This window comes from Geomonas oryzisoli (genome assembly GCF_018986915.1).
Classification (GTDB): Bacteria; Desulfobacterota; Desulfuromonadia; order Geobacterales; family Geobacteraceae; genus Geomonas; species Geomonas oryzisoli.
In genome coordinates this window covers 1781237-1797135 of the sequence record NZ_CP076723.1, presented here as the reverse complement: position 1 = coordinate 1797135, position 15899 = coordinate 1781237, and the positions used below count along the sequence as shown (strand labels likewise).

Below are 15899 nucleotides of genomic sequence, written 5' to 3'. Positions count from 1 at the left end.
CAGGATCCTTATGTGCTATCTATTTGACCAAAGTAGGTGTACCGCCAACCAGTCTAGGATCGTTACATGGCAGACATTCAAGCTTACTGAAGGTGACACCGGGAGAAGCCCCTTTTACAACATCGGAAATCCATGCGATAGCAAAGCTGGATAGCGGATAAGGTATAGGCTGATCCCCAGGTGGGCACGCTGGGACGCTTACGCCATCCTTGTTGACCCCATCGGAAAGGATGGGAACAATGACTTCCCAGTAACCGTCGGAATTTTTATTGGCGTTGAATTCCTGCATCAACTCTTGGACGGCCTCGCCTACACCATTGTTGGTATAAATCGCTTGGTTGCAGACGTCAGGAGGATGTAATTCCCCGTGTATGTATTTCGCAATGTCGCTTTGGGGGCCAAGATCAGTCGCTTGAGAACTGAAAGAAAAGTCCGTCCATCCCAATGTAAGTTCAGGAGGAGGCGGGGTTCCACCTGGACCAGCTTCCTTGAAGAAGAACTTAAGTTCGGGAGGAATCGTTTTAGAGCAGGCAGTCTGACACAGTGCGACAGGGATGGTTGGTCTAGGCGGACGAGCGGCAATGGCAGAAGCTGCCGCAGACATTTCTGCCCATCCTTCTCCACCGCTTGGCAACAACGAGAAAACCTTGCCGAAAAAAGTTTGAACCTTTCCTTGCTCTGCGGCACTAGCGCCGGCTTCGGTTCTACGTGCAACCACCTTAACTGCATTGATGGGAGATGAGGTCGTAAAACTGGATGTGGCAGCATCCCAGTGACCGATGGTAATGTCACTGTCTGTGATTACGACAGGATCGCCAGCCGCTTTATTTATTGCCGCAAACTGTTTCGCTTTGGCCCTAACCGTTAAAGAATCTGACAGATTCATCGACGCACCAGCGAGTGCAGCAGCATCGGCAGCATTTTGCAATTGGCCCTTGGCCACATAGATATAACCAAGATCCACGGCAAGACTTACGAATCCCACGAGGACTACGATCATGAGGGCGATATAAACCAGCGCGAACCCTTTCTGATCGCGTCTCCTTATTTTCCTAAAGGCATCCATGACAGTTCCCTCTCCTGCTCAGGAGCAAGCTTCTTGTCGGTTGGTAATTCGGTCTTTACCCCTGGCGCCAAAGGTTTAACGATCTTCGGGGTTATGAAGAACACAAGCTCCTTCTCTTTGATGTCTTTACTGGTGGAACGGAACAGAGCCCCCAGAATGGGAATATCACCGAGCAGGGGGATCTTTGACATGTTCTTGATTTCCTCCTCCTGAAGCAGGCCTGCGAGGACAAGGCTTTCACCGTCTCTCAGCTCGACGCTCGTATCAACGTTACGGGTGTCAATGATAGGATACCCGTTTACCGGCAGATACCCCTGGATGCTGCTTACCTCCGCAGGATTGATTTTGAGGGAGATCATGCCTGATTCTAACACCTCGGGTTTGAATTTAAGCTTTATGCCGACGGTCTCATACCTGATGGTTGTTGTTGCTGTACCGTTTGAGCTTTCGATGATGCTCAGGGGGATCTTGGTCCCCGCCAAGAAGTTGCCTTCTTGAGAGCTTTTCACCAAAAGATTCGGCTCGGCAAGAACTCTGGCAAGCCCCTTTGAACTAAGTGCCTGAAGTACCGTGCTTAGACCTGATGGGAAATAGGACACGCCTGCCTGGAAAGATCCCAGAGATGAAAAGTCACCCAAGGCCGGTGCTGTGCCTGTGAGAGCTCCGGACGGTCCGGAAACCAGGTTGGAAAACCCTTCACCCGTGTTGCCCTTGACCAGAAAGCTGATGCCAAGCTTTTTAAGGGAGGTCTTGTCGACTTGTGCGACCTTCACCTGTAGCAGCACCTGCTGCGGTTCGTTGACGGTTATGTTGTTGATGACTTTGGAGGAGAAGGCCTTTGCGAGATCCTGGGCCTTGCTCCTGGTCTGGTCGTTTGCGACGTTACCCGAAAGCACGACAGTGTCGTTGGCATATTGGACTTCGATGCTGTCTTTGGGAGCAATATCCTTCATCTGGCTCTGTATCGTTTCACGGTCGCCTACGACTCTAAGGTCAAAGAAGGTGGGAACCGGACGCTCGTCACCCTCAGCCTTCGTCCAGATGATCATGCTGGTGCTGCCGATGCTAATGCCGTCCAGTTTAAGCACGTATTCCGACAGAACCTCGGGCACCACAAACTTGTTGGTGTTGCCCGTATCCGACTCAGAAGATCTCTTCCTTGCCGCACTGGCGGGGGCCACGTTGCTAGGGTCGGCGGTGCCCGGCTTGGCAACCTGAACCGTTTGCTCGACATCCTTTTCCTGGGATTCCTTCTTCGTGTTGGCCAGGGTCACCAAAACGATTTTCTTGTTCTGGCTCTTGAAGTCCACCAGGATGCTCTTATAGAGTCCTACCTCCAGAGCTACGCCGGCATGTGCCGCCGTCACGCACGCACAGGTCACCAACAACGCCCAGACCAGCAACTGCAGTTGTTTTTTAAGGACGATTATCATCAAAGCACCTCATTCGTGAGCTGGATGTCAGCGGATCTATTGAAGGACGAATTCCTTGGTGGTGCGTACGCCACCGTCTATCAGGGTCACGGTGTGGCTGGAACGTGGGGCAGGTGCCTGTGAGACCGGCGCAACGCGGACCTTCTTGACTGCCGGACGCTTCGCCACCACCTTGGCCTGTTTAGGTGCCGGTGCGGACACCGGTGCAGCGGCGGGCGGTGGGGCCGAACCGGCAAGCACCTTGGCTATGGTCGCCCCCCTCGCGTCGGTCGGTCCGGAATCAGCTATATTCCTAAGCAGCAGTTGCAGCGATCCTCTGCTGGCGCCAAGGACAAGCCGCTCGGAGTCATCGGGGGTGAGGTCAAGAGTGACGGTGGGAACCACCACCGGTTTCCCTTCCTTTTGCTCCGTGATCTGTCCGGTGGCCAGCACCGGCACGTTCTGAAGAATAATTTTGCTGATTTTTTCGTTTTGGGATGTCGGAATGGAGGTGGTGAGAACGACATCAACCCGGTCATTGGGAGTTATAAAGCCGGCCACACCAGCAACCTCATTGACGGCGACCGTCACTGCGCGATGCCCGAGAGGAATGATGTACGTCATGAAACCTGAGCCGCCCACAGCAGCCTTAGGTTTGAGTTTCTGCTCAGTGACAGCGTCTCCCTTTGAGATGGGACGAATGGCAACGCGGCCTATGAGAAGTTTAGGATCTGCTGAACTGCCTTGGGGGATGCTGTCCTTCGGCCAAGAGGTCACCTTCAACTGCGGTTCGCCAATGGTACTGCCAGTAGGGATATCAGCGGCCGCAACGACGATGCTCTGCGGTTGCGCCGCCTTGGTTTTATCTGTCTCCCCTTGCAGGTAACTGAAGGTGAGCCAAGCTGCAATCCCTGCGAAGACAAGAGCAAGAATCGCAACAACAATTACCGCCTTTGGTCGAGTCATAGCACCTCCTGAGGATAGGCAGATTATTCATAACGCATTGAGGCTTCACCTGTAAGTATGTTGGTGATCGGAATAAGCTTGGGAAGCAGGGCCTCATATTTGTCCCAGGTAAGCTGGATGCTGACACTGTCACCCGCGCTAAGTCCTGCAGGAGTGGCCAATTCCGTATATGCGATATTCACCACCACCTCGTTTTTAGGGATCCCGTTGAAGATCGAGTTACAGACCGTCTTGTACACTGCCCCGTTCCCCGGGGAGGCTATGAACTCGGCATCCGTGCAGCTCAAGGTATGGCTGGTGTCGCTTGGCGCCATTCCATCCTTGTGGGTCACAGAATCGTACTTGGGCGTCACGACCGCTGTCCTTGCGGCTGCCCTCGCGGCATTGTTGAGCGTGTTCTTCAGATACATGTACCTTCCGTATTCAAAAAGGCCCATAACCAGCACAATAAGCAAGGGAAGTATTATCGCAGTCTCAACTATCGCTTGCCCCTTATGGTTATTCATTGTAATTCCCCAATAGATATCACTATCCACCACAACAGCATTGGTAATCATTTATACAAAAAGTAGACATTGTCAAGAACACTAATACAGAAAAGAATAAAAGCCCATGAAAGATTAACATACTCTCATAGGCCTTTACTCTCCATAGGCATTTTACAATCGATTGCGAGTTAGTCCTATCTCGTCATCGCGTTGTCAACCCTGCAGAACACATTGTTCGTCTTCGCCCCGAGAGAGGTCATAATGACAATAACCACAACGGCGATCAGAACGAGAATGAGGGCGTACTCGACCAACCCTTGGCCTTTCTGGTCTTTGAGAGAGGATACTCCGGTGAGCAGGCGGATATACAACATGTTGATCCAATCAGTCATGTCACGGCTCCTTTTTTGTTATATTACGCCGACATTCGGCGCGAGATACGAAAGGTTTGGAACTTACCAAGTTCACATGCCAGCCCCTTGCACGCTGGAATTCACAATCTCATAAGTATTGTTGACCCGCTGACCAAAGGCCACCAACATGGCAAAAACCACCATAGTTATCAGCACCAGCAACAGCGCATACTCGACGAGCCCCTGCCCTTTACAGCCGCCAAGCTTCGACCACAGGGAAATTAGGAGTTTTTTAAGTTTGCTCATAAATGGTCGCAGCGAGACTCTCTCAGGACACGGTCAGCCGTTATACAAATTTATATTTCCATTATTAAACATTGTCAATACCACTATTGGCCACAAAAAAAATTATCTTATTATAATGTTGCCGTATACGTCATGCCATTACATTAGGTTTTTATAATTCGCGTGCCCCGTTTTGGTTCAGTAAACCATCAGCACAATGTGTGCCGCACCTCATTTATGTGAGAGACATTTCTTAAATACGATCTGATTACCAAGGATTAGAGATTTGTTGTACCTTGCGGGCAGCTCCGGCGCGGAAGGCAAAACGTCCGGAAGGTGTAAAGGATGTGTAAAGCTGACTGTAAATGACGTGTAAAGGGCGTGCAGACACAGGGGGGGGAGTGGTGGCTATTTCACGTTGTCCCTGTTGATTCCGTGCCTCCTGATCAGGGCGTACATGCTGGGGCGGCTGATGTTCAGCTGGCGGGCGGCCCGCGCAATGACGTAATCGTTTTGTTCCAGCACCTGAATGACGTACTCCTTCTGGGATGCCCCGGGCCTGAAGACCGGCTCCGGCACCGTTGCGGCGTCCTCTACCTGGTCAAGTTCCATGCACTCCGGGTCGATTACTTTGCCCGGCGCCATGAGGAACCCCCTCCTCACCTTGTTCTCCAGCTCCCTGACGTTGCCGGGCCAGGCGTGGCTGCGGATGGCGTCCAGGGCACCGTCGGAGAATTCCATGGGCCGGTTTTCGCTACGGGAGAATTTTTCCAGGAAGTACCTCGCCAGCCGCACCTTGTCATCTCCCCTATCCCGCAAGGGGGGGAGCTTGATGGTGAAGGAGTTGAGCCGGTAGAAGAGGTCGGTGCGGAAATGCCCCTGGCCGATGGCACGCTGCAGGTCGCAGTTGGTGGCGGCGACGATCCTCACGTCGATCTTTTTGGAGTGCGCGGAGCCGACCGGCTGAACCAGCCTGTCCTCGAGAAAGCGCAACAGTTTCGCCTGCAGGCTGGCCGGAAGGTCCCCGATCTCATCCAGAAACAGCGTGCCGCCGTCGGCCGATTCAAATTTACCCTTCTTGGTGACGTAGGCCCCGGTGAACGCCCCCTTCTCGTACCCGAACAGCTCGGCCTCCAGAAGGGTTTCGGGTATGGCGGCGCAGTTCACGGCGACAAAGGGGCCGTCCCTGCGCGTGCTGAGGTGGTGCAGACTTCTGGCGGTCAGTTCCTTGCCGGTCCCGCTCTCCCCCAGAAGGAGCACGCTCATTTCGGTGGGCGCCACCTTCCGGATCATGGAAAAGACGGACAGCATCGCCGGGCTGGTGCCGACGAACTCCTTGTCGGGGGAGCGATGCTGGATCTTCAGCAGCTTGGAGTCGACGAAGTGGATGATTTTCTGGATGTGCTCGAGGTTGAGCCGGCTCAAGCGGATGTTGAGGCGCTGGGCGAAGGTGTTTTCGATGTGCCGTTCAAGGTAGTTCTTTTTGGCAAAGTTGAGGTAGAGGCTGCACTTGTCGCAGGACCCTTCGCGGGAATCGTCGGGGTGGCCGCAGTAGGGGCAGGAATCGGTCCGGGGGAGGTTGTCCCTGATGTGTTCCCAAAGGGCCTGCATGGTGTCGTGGTCGGAGTAGAACAGGCGGATGGCGGCGCCGCCCCTCCCCTGCCGCACCAGCTTGGCCAGAAGTTCCACCTCGCCTGTGCCGGGAATGACCGGCCTTATGGCGAAGATCTCGCTCAGTTGGGTGGAAAGGCCGACCACCAGCGCGCCGCTGAGGCTGAGCTCTGTGACTGTCACCTGCTCTTCCGGCCTGTCTCCCCGCGCGATGTAGCAAACATTGGAGTCAAGATGCGTGCGGACCCTGACATCAAGCCTACCCATGCCGCCTCCCCTAGAGAGTCAGCGAGTTAGCTGGACTCTTTAGTTAAAATGTGACAATACTATAATCCGACAGCAAGCCTTAAACAAGGACTATATTTCTGAGGCAATGAGTGTGCGGGTTCTTTACATAGCGAAGTTTTGAGGTAAATCTTACCACGAAACCGCGTTTATGACAGTTACGGGGGGAGCAATGTTCATTCTCGGGGAGAAGCTGGTTAAAGAAAATATCATTACCCAAGCGCAACTTGACGAGGCGCTGGAACGGCAGCGCAGGCTTGGAGGGCGGCTCGGGAACAATCTGGTAGCCCTGGGCCATGTCTCCGAGCAGGACATTAAGAAGCAGTACCAACGAAATCCCCCACCGCCCAAGTGCGTGGAGGATACCGGCCTCGATCTCTCCTTTGTAACCGATCTGGTTCTGAAGCACATCGTCTTCATGGGGGAGTTTCGCATGGGGGACGTGGTGGACCGGATCAAGCTCCCCATCACCATCGTGAACCGGGCGCTGGAGGTGCTGAAGCGAGAGAAGTTCGTCGAGATAAAGGGAGCCACGAGCTACGCGTCGGCCACCTACAGCTTCAAGGTCACCGAATCCGGGCAAAAGCGCAGCCTGGAGCTGATGGACCTGTGCCGCTACGCGGGCCCCGCCCCGGTCACCCTCGACGAGTACCAGACCATGGTAGAGTTGCAGACCGTCAAGTTCATCACCATCAGCGACCAGACCCTGCGGGACGCCTTTTCGCACCTGGTCTGCCGGGAGGACCTTTTCCGGCGCCTGGGACCGGCCATCACCTCTGGGAAAACCGTCTTCATCTACGGACCTCCCGGCAACGGCAAGACCGCGATAGCCGAGGCGGTGGGGCGCGTCCCGACCGATTTCATCTACGTACCCTACGCCATCGACGTCGGCGGCCAGATCATCAGTGTCTTCGATCCGGTGAACCACATCCCGGTCCCCCCGGCCCTGCTCCCCGAACACGTGGACCAGCGCTGGGTCCTGGTGCGCCGGCCGGTGGTCATGGTGGGTGGCGAACTGACCATGAGGATGCTCGACCTCGACTTCAACCGGATCTCCAAGTACTACGAGGCCTCCCTGCAGCTGAAAGCCAACAACGGCATCTTCATCCTGGACGACTTCGGCAGGCAGCAGATCGAGCCGCGGGACATCCTGAACCGCTGGATCGTCCCTCTCGACCGGCACATCGACTTCATGACCCTGCACACGGGGATGAAGTTCGCCGTCCCCTTCGACATGCTGGTCATCTTCGCCACCAACCTCGACCCTGCCCAGCTTTTGGACGAGGCGTTCCTGCGCAGGATCAGGTACAAGGTGGAGATCGACCGCCCCACGGAGCCGGAGTTCCAGAGGATCTTCAAGATGGTCTGCGACTCGAACGAGGTCCCTTTCAACCAGGAAGCCTATGACTACCTGATCAGCTACTGTTACAAGCAGTACGGCGCCGTGCCCAATGCCTGTCATCCGCGCGATCTCATAGAGCAGATCATCGTCGAATCTCGCTATCACGATCGCCCCGCCAAGCTCACCAAGGAAAGTATTGAGATGGCATGTGCCAATTATTTTGTTAGAATGGAGACATGACGCAGACCGCTCGCTCTATCCGTCATTCTGCAAGCGGCACAGCGATGTCAGTCAGTAACAGTCCTGGAGGGATTCGTAACGCAGCAGTTGGCATCCATTGTCATTCACACCTGTCCGGTTGTCCGTGCCATGCGATTTCGTATGAGAGGATGCCTTCCGCGGGAGGAGAAGACGATGCTGATACGCGTGGTGTACGATGAGTTCCAGAGCGCAAAGGTGCACGACTACCTTCTCGACTCCCTGATCATGCAGGGGAAGATCCTGGGGTTCTTCCGCTCCGACGGCTACGTCCGCATCGGCCACGACTCTGTGCGCGGTATGGGCGGCAGCTATGCCGGACATGACCGAAGACGCGCCCTGAAGGCGGCATAAACGCCCGGGTCACTGCCTGTCTCCGGTTCGAGACTTTCCTTTCGTGACGCCACCGATACGCCCCTGCCACAGCAGCAGGTGCCAGGGGGGCGTCTATTCATCTGGGCTCGGATAAGAGCCTCTCCTCCTCCCTCCTCTTTTAGCTTTTCTTCCTAATCAAGAGGCAAATCCCCCCTGCCCCCCCCTTTCTCAAGGGGGAAACTCTGGTTCAGGTGCACCACTCTTTACTACCGATCCAACCTTTTTTTGTCGGCATTGTTGACACCTCACCACACCAAGTTAAATTTACTTATTCTAATTATAATCATCAAACGCTCTTTCTCGTTACCCTGTTTAGTACCAGGAAGGGCTACGCGTGGCAGCTGCGGCGGAGATTCCCGACGTTTCGGCAACCCTGCAACCCGCCGCTTTGACAACCTTTGCCGGCTTCCGCGGTAACGACACCGAGATGAGGCCCATGATCTGCCACCACGGTGGACCCCGCCTCGATCACCACGTCAATCGTCCCAATCGTCCCAATCGTCCCATTGGACCAGTTGCAGTCGTTCAAGCTGATCTTCGACATCTATTCGCCGACGCTGGAGGAGGTGCACCACCTCTGGGGGCCCCTGGGAGGAAAACAGTACCCGTTCATCCTCTACATCATGCGCAGCAAGGGGCTCGAGGTAGTGCCGTACCGGGAGAACAGCTCGATGTACGCCAAGCTTTCCGGCAGTTACAAAAAGACGGTAACGATCAACTTCCGCGGACCAGGAGAGGGACGAAAATGAGCATGTTATACCTGTGGCATCCTTCAGTCGGCGCAGACGGAACGGTGGTGGACTTCATCCTGACCCGGGGGGATTCCGACCAGGTGGGGGGCGGATCGGAGAGATTCGTGAGCGCGCTGATCGCCGCACTGGACCTGGGGGCGGAGCCGCTCAAATGGGGCATAAAGCCGTACCGGTGCAACTACTACAGTGAATACTGGGAGGATAAAGGGTGGGCATCCAAGTGGGACTTCGTCTGGCGGGTCACCCTCCACTTCAGGGTGCAGGTCGCGATCGAGCCGCTCAAGCTCGGCTACTTGGGCATCAACGATATCGACGACTATTCTCCCGAGGTCGAGAGCTACAAGTTCGAGCCATTCTCCTGTCTGGCCGTCGCCGTGTTCGATTCCGAGCACAAGGCCAGGGAAACCGCGCGCAGGCTGATCACCGACAAGGAACTGACGGCCAAGAGGAAAGAGGTGTTGGCGCCCGACCCGGTGGTCCAGGTGGTGCGGGTGAACAACGGCGAGTACCATGTGCGGGCGGCTCTCGGGTCGGGGGATGAAACCTTTTTCCGCAGCGATTACCCCGAGATGGTGCTTTCGTTCCTGCAGGCATCGGGAGGCGTGATCCATGCCGAAGCATAGCCGCCACCCACCCCAAAGCGACGACGCGGTGAACCTTGAGCTCGCCCTGGAATGGCTCAGCCAGCTCGTCTCAGGGTACCTCCGGGTCCGCCTGGAACAGACCGAGGAGTTCCTTCCCCCTCCCCTGGAGTTCTACAGCGAGGACTCCCCGATCGAGATGTTCATCAAGAGCCAGGACCCCACCCGCGAGGAGTTCGCCGTGGTGATGATCGCCCTGGCGCCCCACCTGCGCCCCGGCTTCTTCAACAAGATCCTGGGTAAGCTGCTTCCCGAGGGGGGAGAGCTCCCGGAATTCGGCGGCGTGACCGGAGCGGACCAGCGCTCCATCCTCCCCACCGGCGAGACGGCTCAGTACATCCTGGCCGGGCACGACGTGAGAAGGAGGATCGAGGTGCAGCGCTTCTTCTCGACGGACCACTGGTTCGCGAAGAAGCGGATCCTCTGGCTGGAAGGGGTGCGCCCGGGTGAACCGCTGATGAGCGGACGGCTCTGCATCGATCCGGAGCTGGTGGAATGGGTCACCCTGGGGACGGTCGTAAGCCCCCGGTTCAGCGCCGAATTTCCCGCACTGGCCATCGAAACGTGAAGGAGGGGAAGGTGGTGTAGGTGGCGAGCCGAAGGGAGGCGAGTCAGGCGAGTCAAAGGCGGGCGAATAATCATTCGCCCTGCCTTTCAGAATTTCCGGCTGTCGTAGGCCCAATGCAACAAGGCCTGGCGCTGCCTCTTGCGGCAGGTGAGGACCCCCTCGGGGCAGTTGTGCCTGATCTGGGCGATGTGCCGCGTCATCGCCTTCCAGCGCTTGATCTGGCGCGCATCGTCGGGGCAGCGGCGCCCCATGTAGTAGCGGCAGTACCACTGGAACCAGCCGCGCGGGTCGTCGCTGTAGATCCACCCCTTCTCGCGCCAGTAGGATAGCGGCTTGGAAGCATTGACGCCGAAGAAGTTGTATTCCGGAACGTGCCGCTCATGACAGAGCCTCGCCTTCTCAAACCACTCTTTGGGGAACTCACCCTGACAGTCGGTCATGTACCTGCCCCCGAAGACACCCATCTCCAGCATCTCCTTAGGAGTCAGATCCGGCTTGAACTCAGGATCAAAGTTCTCTCCCACCGGTTCGGTTCGGTAGTAGACATAGCCCTGCTGCATCAGGTCGTTGACAGATACTCTGATTTTTTCCACTGTGACTTGTGCTCCCCTGTCTTCACGGTAAATCTCCGGAGCAAATGTACAATGGGCTGGACCACTGTCAAGGCGCGCATAACCTACGCCACCCCCCAATCCAACCGCCACGCACGTCGGCATGGTTTCCCGCACCATAACCTCACCTTGCTCCCTACCTGCAAAATCCAAACGCGACGTTATAATGAAACGTAACTCCGTCTAGGCCTCATTAGCGCAAAATGGATTCTCGATTTTTTGATTTAGGTCAAGAACCTTAACAAACTCCTGTTCTAGAGTCTCCTCTATCCGAAGTGTTTACAACATCGCGACGCCCTGCCTTGGCCGCACCGGCATGACGTATCGAAACGCCAGAAGCTGAAGGAGAGCCTCCATGCCACATTCGCCGTCGACACCGATCCGTTTTATTATCGCAATCATGATGGTAGCAGCCGTTACCGGCACGGCCCGTGCCGACGGGGGGAAGGAGCTCTTCGACAAGCACTGTGCCTCCTGCCACACCATCGGCGGCGGAGACGGCGGCGGCCCCGACCTGAAAGGGGTCGGAGCGAAGCACCCCACCGAGTGGCTGGTGAAGATCGTCACCGATCCCGGCAAGCTGACCGCCGAAAAGGATCCGGCACAGGCGGAACTGGTGAAGAAGTACGGCTTCGAGATGCCCAACGTCGGCGTTAACCGCGGCGATGCCGAGAAGATCGTCGCGTTCCTCGGCGGTGGCGCTCCCGCTCCCGCCGGCGATAAACCGGCTCCGGCTGCGACGGCACCGGCCCAGGCCGAGGCACCGCAGCAGCCGGCTGAAGTCGTGGTGACCAAGGAACTGCTCGCGACCGGGCGCGACCTGTTCACCGGCAAGCAGCGCTTCGCCAAGGGGGGCGCCCCCTGCGTGTCCTGCCACCGCTTCGACTACCCCGGCATATACGGCGGCGCTCTCGCCGCCGACCTCACCAACCTCTACGGCAAGATGGGCGAGAACGGCGTGCGGGGCGTACTGAAAAGCCTCAGCTTCCCCGTGATGAAGAAGATCTATGCGGACCGCCCCCTGACCGACGAGGAGTCGACGGCGCTCACCGCGCTGTTCAAGGACTCCGCCGCCAGGAAGCATCCCGCCAGCGATCCGTATCCGGCCGCCGGTCTCGGCTTCTTCGCCATCTGCCTCATCGCCGTCCTGCTGTTCAAGAGGAGAACCAAGTAATGTCACATAACAGGATCAAGGATGACTGCTCGGCGCACAACCGCCAGTGGGAAGAGCTTTACCGCAACCGCGCCCAGTACGACAAGGTGGTGCGCTCTACGCACGGCGTCAACTGTACCGGCGGCTGCAGCTGGATGGTGCACGTGAAGGACGGCATCGTCGGGTGGGAATTGCAGGCCAACGACTACCCGCAGTTCGACGGTACCATCCCGAACCACGAGCCGCGCGGCTGCACCCGCGGCATCAGCTTCTCCTGGTACCTCTACAGCCCGCTGCGCGTGAAGCATCCCTACCTGCGCGGGGCGCTTTTGGACCGCTGGATAGAGGCGAAGAAGGCCCACGCCGACCCGGTCGAGGCCTGGGCGAGCATCGTGGAGAATCCGGAAGCGCGCGCCTCCTACACCGGGCAGCGCGGCATGGGTGGCTTCCGGCGCGGCGACTGGGAGACCGTCACCGAGATCATCGCCGCCTCCAGCATCTACACCGCCAAGAAGCACGGCCCGGACCGGGTGATCGGGTTCTCCCCCATCCCGGCCATGTCCATGATCAGCTACGCGGCGGGGAGCCGCTTCCTGCAACTCTTCGGCGGCGTCGCCATGAGCTTCTACGACTGGTACTGCGACCTTCCCCCCGCCTCACCGCAGGTCTGGGGCGAGCAGACCGACGTGAACGAGTCCGCGGACTGGTACAACGCCTCCTACATCGTGCTGTGCGGCTCCAACGTCCCGATGACCCGCACCCCGGACGCCCACTATCTCACCGAGGCGCGCTACCGCGGCACCAAGGTGGTGGTCATGTCGCCGGACTACTCGATGGCCAGCAAGTTCGCGGACGCCTGGCTCCCCGTCGAGCAGGGGCACGACGGCGCCTTCTGGATGGCGCTGAACCACGTGATCCTAAAAGAGTTCTACGCGGAGCGCCAGGTCCCCTTCTTCGAGGAGTACGTAACGAAGTACACCGACTTCCCGTTCCTGGTGGAACTTACGCCGGAAGGGGGGCAGACGGGAGGGGGACAGGCACCTGCGGAGCCAGTCCCCGTGTGGCGCCAGGGGGAACTGGTGCGCGCGGCGCGTTTCGAGCGCTCCGCCTCGCTGGAGCACGCGGAGTGGTGCCTGTGCGTCGCCGACAAAAACGGCGAGGTGCGCGTCCCCAACGGCAGCCTCGGCTCGCGCTGGAGCAAGCAGGAGGGGCAGTGGAACCTCGACATGAAGGACGTGGTCGACGGCGCCGAGATCGACCCCGCAATCACCTTCCTGGGACAGGAGACACGCAAGGTCCTGTTCCGCTTCGAGGGTGAACAGGACGCGCTCCGCGAGGTGCCGGTGCGGCGGGTGCGGACGGCGGACGGCGAGATCGTGGTAACGACCGTCTTCGATCTCCTCATGGCGCAGTTCGGCGTCTCCCGGGGGCTCTCCGGCGACTACCCGCACGGCTACGACTCCGACCTCCCCTTCACGCCCAAGTGGCAGGAAAAGCACACGGGCATCGACGCCGAAACGCTGATCAAGATCGCGCGCGAGTGGGGCGAAAACGGCGAGCAGAGCCGTGGGCGCAACATGGTCATCATCGGCGCCGGGGTGAACCACTGGTACCACAACGACCTCATCTACCGCGCCGCCATCACGGCTCTCATCCTCACCGGGAGCGTCGGGAGAAACGGCGCGGGGCTTGCCCACTACGTGGGGCAGGAAAAGGTGGCGCCGCTCTCTCCCTGGACCTCCATCGCCATGGCGCAGGATTGGGTCAAGGGGTCCCGCCTGCAGAACACGCCGAGCTTCTGGTACATGCACTCGGACCAGTGGCGCTACGACCGCAATTTCGTCGACTACTTCAAACCCGAGACCGGCGACAAGATGCCGATGCACGCGGCGGATTTCAACGCCAAGGCGGTGCGCCTTGGGTGGCTTCCCTTCGCGCCGCACTTCAACGCCAACCCGCTGGAGCTTTTGAAGCAGGCCAAGAGCGAGGGGTGCAGTGACGACGAAGCCACCCGCTCCTGGCTGGTGGACCGGTTGAAAAGCGGCAAGACGCGCTTCGCCATCGAGGACCCGGATGCCGCCGGCAACTCGCCGAAGGTCTGGTTCATCTGGCGCGGCAACGCCATTTCGGCCTCCGCCAAGGGGCACGAGTTCTTCCTGAAGCACGTGCTGGGCGCCCCCAATGCGAGCGCCACCGCGAAGGAGGTCGCCAAGGGGCAGGTGCAGGACATCGTCTGGCACGACAAGGCACCCGAGGCGAAGGTCGACCTGGTGGTGGACCTGAACTTCAGGATGGACACCTCGACCCTGTACTCGGACATCGTGCTCCCGGCGGCCACCTGGTACGAGAAGAGCGATCTCAACACCACCGACATGCACTCCTTCGTGAACTGCATGGACGCGGCGGTGCCCCCGTCCTGGGAGTCGAAGTCGGACTGGAAGATCTTCAGCCAGATCGCGAAGAAGGTGAGCGAACTGGCGGCGACCCACCTGCCCGAGCCGGTGAAGGACATCATCGCCGCGCCGCTTCTGCACGACACACCGGGCGAGATAGCCCAGCGCTCGGTCAAGGACTGGAAGCTCGGAGAATGCGAGCCGGTGCCGGGTAAGACCATGCCCAACCTGGCCATCGTCGAGCGCGACTACGTGAACCTCTACAACCGCTATCTCTCGCTCGGCCCCAACATCGGGCACTTAGGCTCGCACGGCAACTACTACGACGCCGACGACGAGCACGAGAAGCTGCTGAGGGAGCTTCCCAACCGGAGCTGGAACGGCAAGAGCTACGTCGACCTGGCCGATGAAAAGGTGGTGGCGGACGCGATCCTGTCGCTGGCTCCCGAGACCAACGGAGAACTGGCGCACCGCGCTTACCAGAATCTCGAGAAGCGGGTCGGCAAGCCGCTGGCGCAGATATCCGCAGGCGCGCGAGAGATCCGGGTCAAGTGGGAGGACGTGACCCAGAAGCCGCGCCGGGTGATCAGCTCGCCGATCTGGAGCGGCCTGGTGAACGGCGGGCGCCCCTACTCCCCCTACACGCTGAACGTGGAGCACCTGGTACCCTGGCGCACCCTGTCCGGGCGGCAGTCGCTCTACCTGGATCACCCGTACTACCGCGAGTTCTACGAGGGGCTCCCGACCTTCAAGGGGAAGCTGAACCCGGCGCTTCTCGACGAGACCGAGGGCGAAACGGGGCTGGTGCTGAACTTCCTGACGCCGCACGGCAAGTGGGGGATCCACTCGACCTACTCGGACAACCTGAGAATGCTCACCCTCTCGCGCGGCGGGCAGGCGGTCTGGTTGAACCACCTGGATGCGGCCGGGGCCGGCATCGAGGACAACGAGCAGATCGAGGTCTACAACGCCAACGGCGTGGTGGTCTGCCGCTCCATCGTTTCCTCCAGGATCCCCAGGGGCGCCGCCGTCATGTACCACGCGCCGGAGCGGACCCTGAACATCAAGAAGTCGAAGAAGAGCGGCAAAAGGGGCGGCGTGCACAACAGCCTGTCCCGCATCCGCCTGAAGCCGACCCTGATGCTGGGAGGGTACGCCCAGTTCAGCTACTACTTCAACTACTGGGGCCCAACCGGCGTGAACCGCGACAGTTACGTGGTGGTCAGGAAGCTCAAGTAGAGGAAAAGATCGCCGCCCTTCCCCCTCCCTAACCCTCCCCCTCCGGGGGCGGGGACTCCGGTACCGTGCACTCTTCCCCCCCGGAGGGGGGAGGCCGGGAG

At 58.7% G+C, this 15899-nt stretch carries 15 protein-coding genes; 7 read left to right on the top strand and 8 right to left on the bottom strand.

The window, feature by feature from the left end; genetic code table 11:
* Positions 1-19 precede the first annotated feature (19 nt).
* The 7 genes from KP004_RS07990 to KP004_RS07960 form a co-directional block, all read right to left on the bottom strand.
* Positions 20-1066 (bottom strand): pilus assembly protein TadG-related protein, encoded by a 1047-nt coding sequence (locus KP004_RS07990; RefSeq protein ID WP_216801806.1) that lies wholly within the window; start codon positions 1064-1066, stop codon positions 20-22.
* On the bottom strand, positions 1045-2499 hold the full coding sequence (locus tag KP004_RS07985) for a type II and III secretion system protein family protein (RefSeq protein ID WP_216801805.1): 1455 nt from the start codon (positions 2497-2499) through the stop codon (positions 1045-1047). The genes KP004_RS07990 and KP004_RS07985 overlap by 22 nt, the downstream gene beginning before the upstream one ends.
* Positions 2500-2535: 36 nt before the next feature.
* Entirely contained in the window at positions 2536-3444 is a 909-nt protein-coding gene (gene cpaB / locus KP004_RS07980) for a Flp pilus assembly protein CpaB (protein ID WP_216801804.1), read from the bottom strand.
* A gap of 23 nt (positions 3445-3467) precedes the next feature.
* Positions 3468-4001: a TadE family protein gene (locus tag KP004_RS07975; RefSeq protein WP_216801803.1), complete on the bottom strand. Its 534-nt coding sequence runs from the start codon at positions 3999-4001 to the stop codon at positions 3468-3470.
* A 125-nt stretch (positions 4002-4126) separates the two neighbouring features.
* Positions 4127-4324: a Flp family type IVb pilin gene (locus KP004_RS07970; protein WP_239026983.1), complete on the bottom strand. Its 198-nt coding sequence runs from the start codon at positions 4322-4324 to the stop codon at positions 4127-4129.
* A 72-nt stretch (positions 4325-4396) separates the two neighbouring features.
* A complete protein-coding gene (locus KP004_RS07965) occupies positions 4397-4591 on the bottom strand; it encodes a Flp family type IVb pilin (RefSeq protein ID WP_216801802.1) in 195 nt (64 codons plus the stop codon).
* A gap of 387 nt (positions 4592-4978) precedes the next feature.
* Complete coding sequence (locus KP004_RS07960) at positions 4979-6364, bottom strand: sigma-54 interaction domain-containing protein (RefSeq protein ID WP_216801801.1); 1386 nt, start codon at positions 6362-6364, stop codon at positions 4979-4981.
* A 274-nt stretch (positions 6365-6638) separates the two neighbouring features.
* Between KP004_RS07960 and KP004_RS07955 the strand changes: the two genes are divergently transcribed.
* The 5 genes from KP004_RS07955 (at position 6639) to KP004_RS07935 (ending at position 10402) form a co-directional block, all read left to right on the top strand.
* Positions 6639-8048: a DUF8689 domain-containing protein gene (locus KP004_RS07955; RefSeq protein WP_216801800.1), complete on the top strand. Its 1410-nt coding sequence runs from the start codon at positions 6639-6641 to the stop codon at positions 8046-8048.
* A gap of 174 nt (positions 8049-8222) precedes the next feature.
* The gene (locus KP004_RS07950; RefSeq protein WP_216801799.1) at positions 8223-8420 is read left to right on the top strand and encodes a GSU3473 family protein; all 198 of its coding nucleotides are present in this window, start codon (positions 8223-8225) and stop codon (positions 8418-8420) included.
* 527 nt (positions 8421-8947) lie between these two features.
* Positions 8948-9190 (top strand): Pvc16 family protein, encoded by a 243-nt coding sequence (locus KP004_RS07945; protein WP_239026982.1) that lies wholly within the window; start codon positions 8948-8950, stop codon positions 9188-9190.
* Positions 9187-9816 carry a hypothetical protein gene (locus KP004_RS07940; RefSeq protein ID WP_216801797.1) on the top strand — a complete coding sequence of 210 codons (630 nt, stop codon included), beginning with the start codon at positions 9187-9189 and terminating at the stop codon, positions 9814-9816. The genes KP004_RS07945 and KP004_RS07940 overlap by 4 nt, the downstream gene beginning before the upstream one ends.
* Positions 9803-10402, top strand: coding sequence for a hypothetical protein (locus tag KP004_RS07935; protein WP_239026981.1), 600 nt, complete (start codon positions 9803-9805; stop codon positions 10400-10402). Before KP004_RS07940 ends, KP004_RS07935 begins: the two co-directional genes overlap by 14 nt.
* An 86-nt stretch (positions 10403-10488) precedes the next feature.
* Here KP004_RS07935 and KP004_RS07930 read toward each other — a convergent pair whose 3' ends face one another.
* Entirely contained in the window at positions 10489-10995 is a 507-nt protein-coding gene (locus tag KP004_RS07930) for a hypothetical protein (protein WP_216801796.1), read from the bottom strand.
* 373 nt (positions 10996-11368) lie between these two features.
* Here KP004_RS07930 and KP004_RS07925 point away from each other — a divergent pair, with 373 nt between their 5' ends.
* Both KP004_RS07925 and KP004_RS07920 read left to right on the top strand, forming a co-directional pair.
* A complete protein-coding gene (locus tag KP004_RS07925) occupies positions 11369-12187 on the top strand; it encodes a c-type cytochrome (RefSeq protein WP_216801795.1) in 819 nt (272 codons plus the stop codon).
* A complete protein-coding gene (locus KP004_RS07920; protein ID WP_216801794.1) occupies positions 12187-15798 on the top strand; it encodes a nitrate reductase subunit alpha in 3612 nt (1203 codons plus the stop codon). The genes KP004_RS07925 and KP004_RS07920 overlap by 1 nt, the downstream gene beginning before the upstream one ends.
* Positions 15799-15899: the final 101 nt, after the last annotated feature.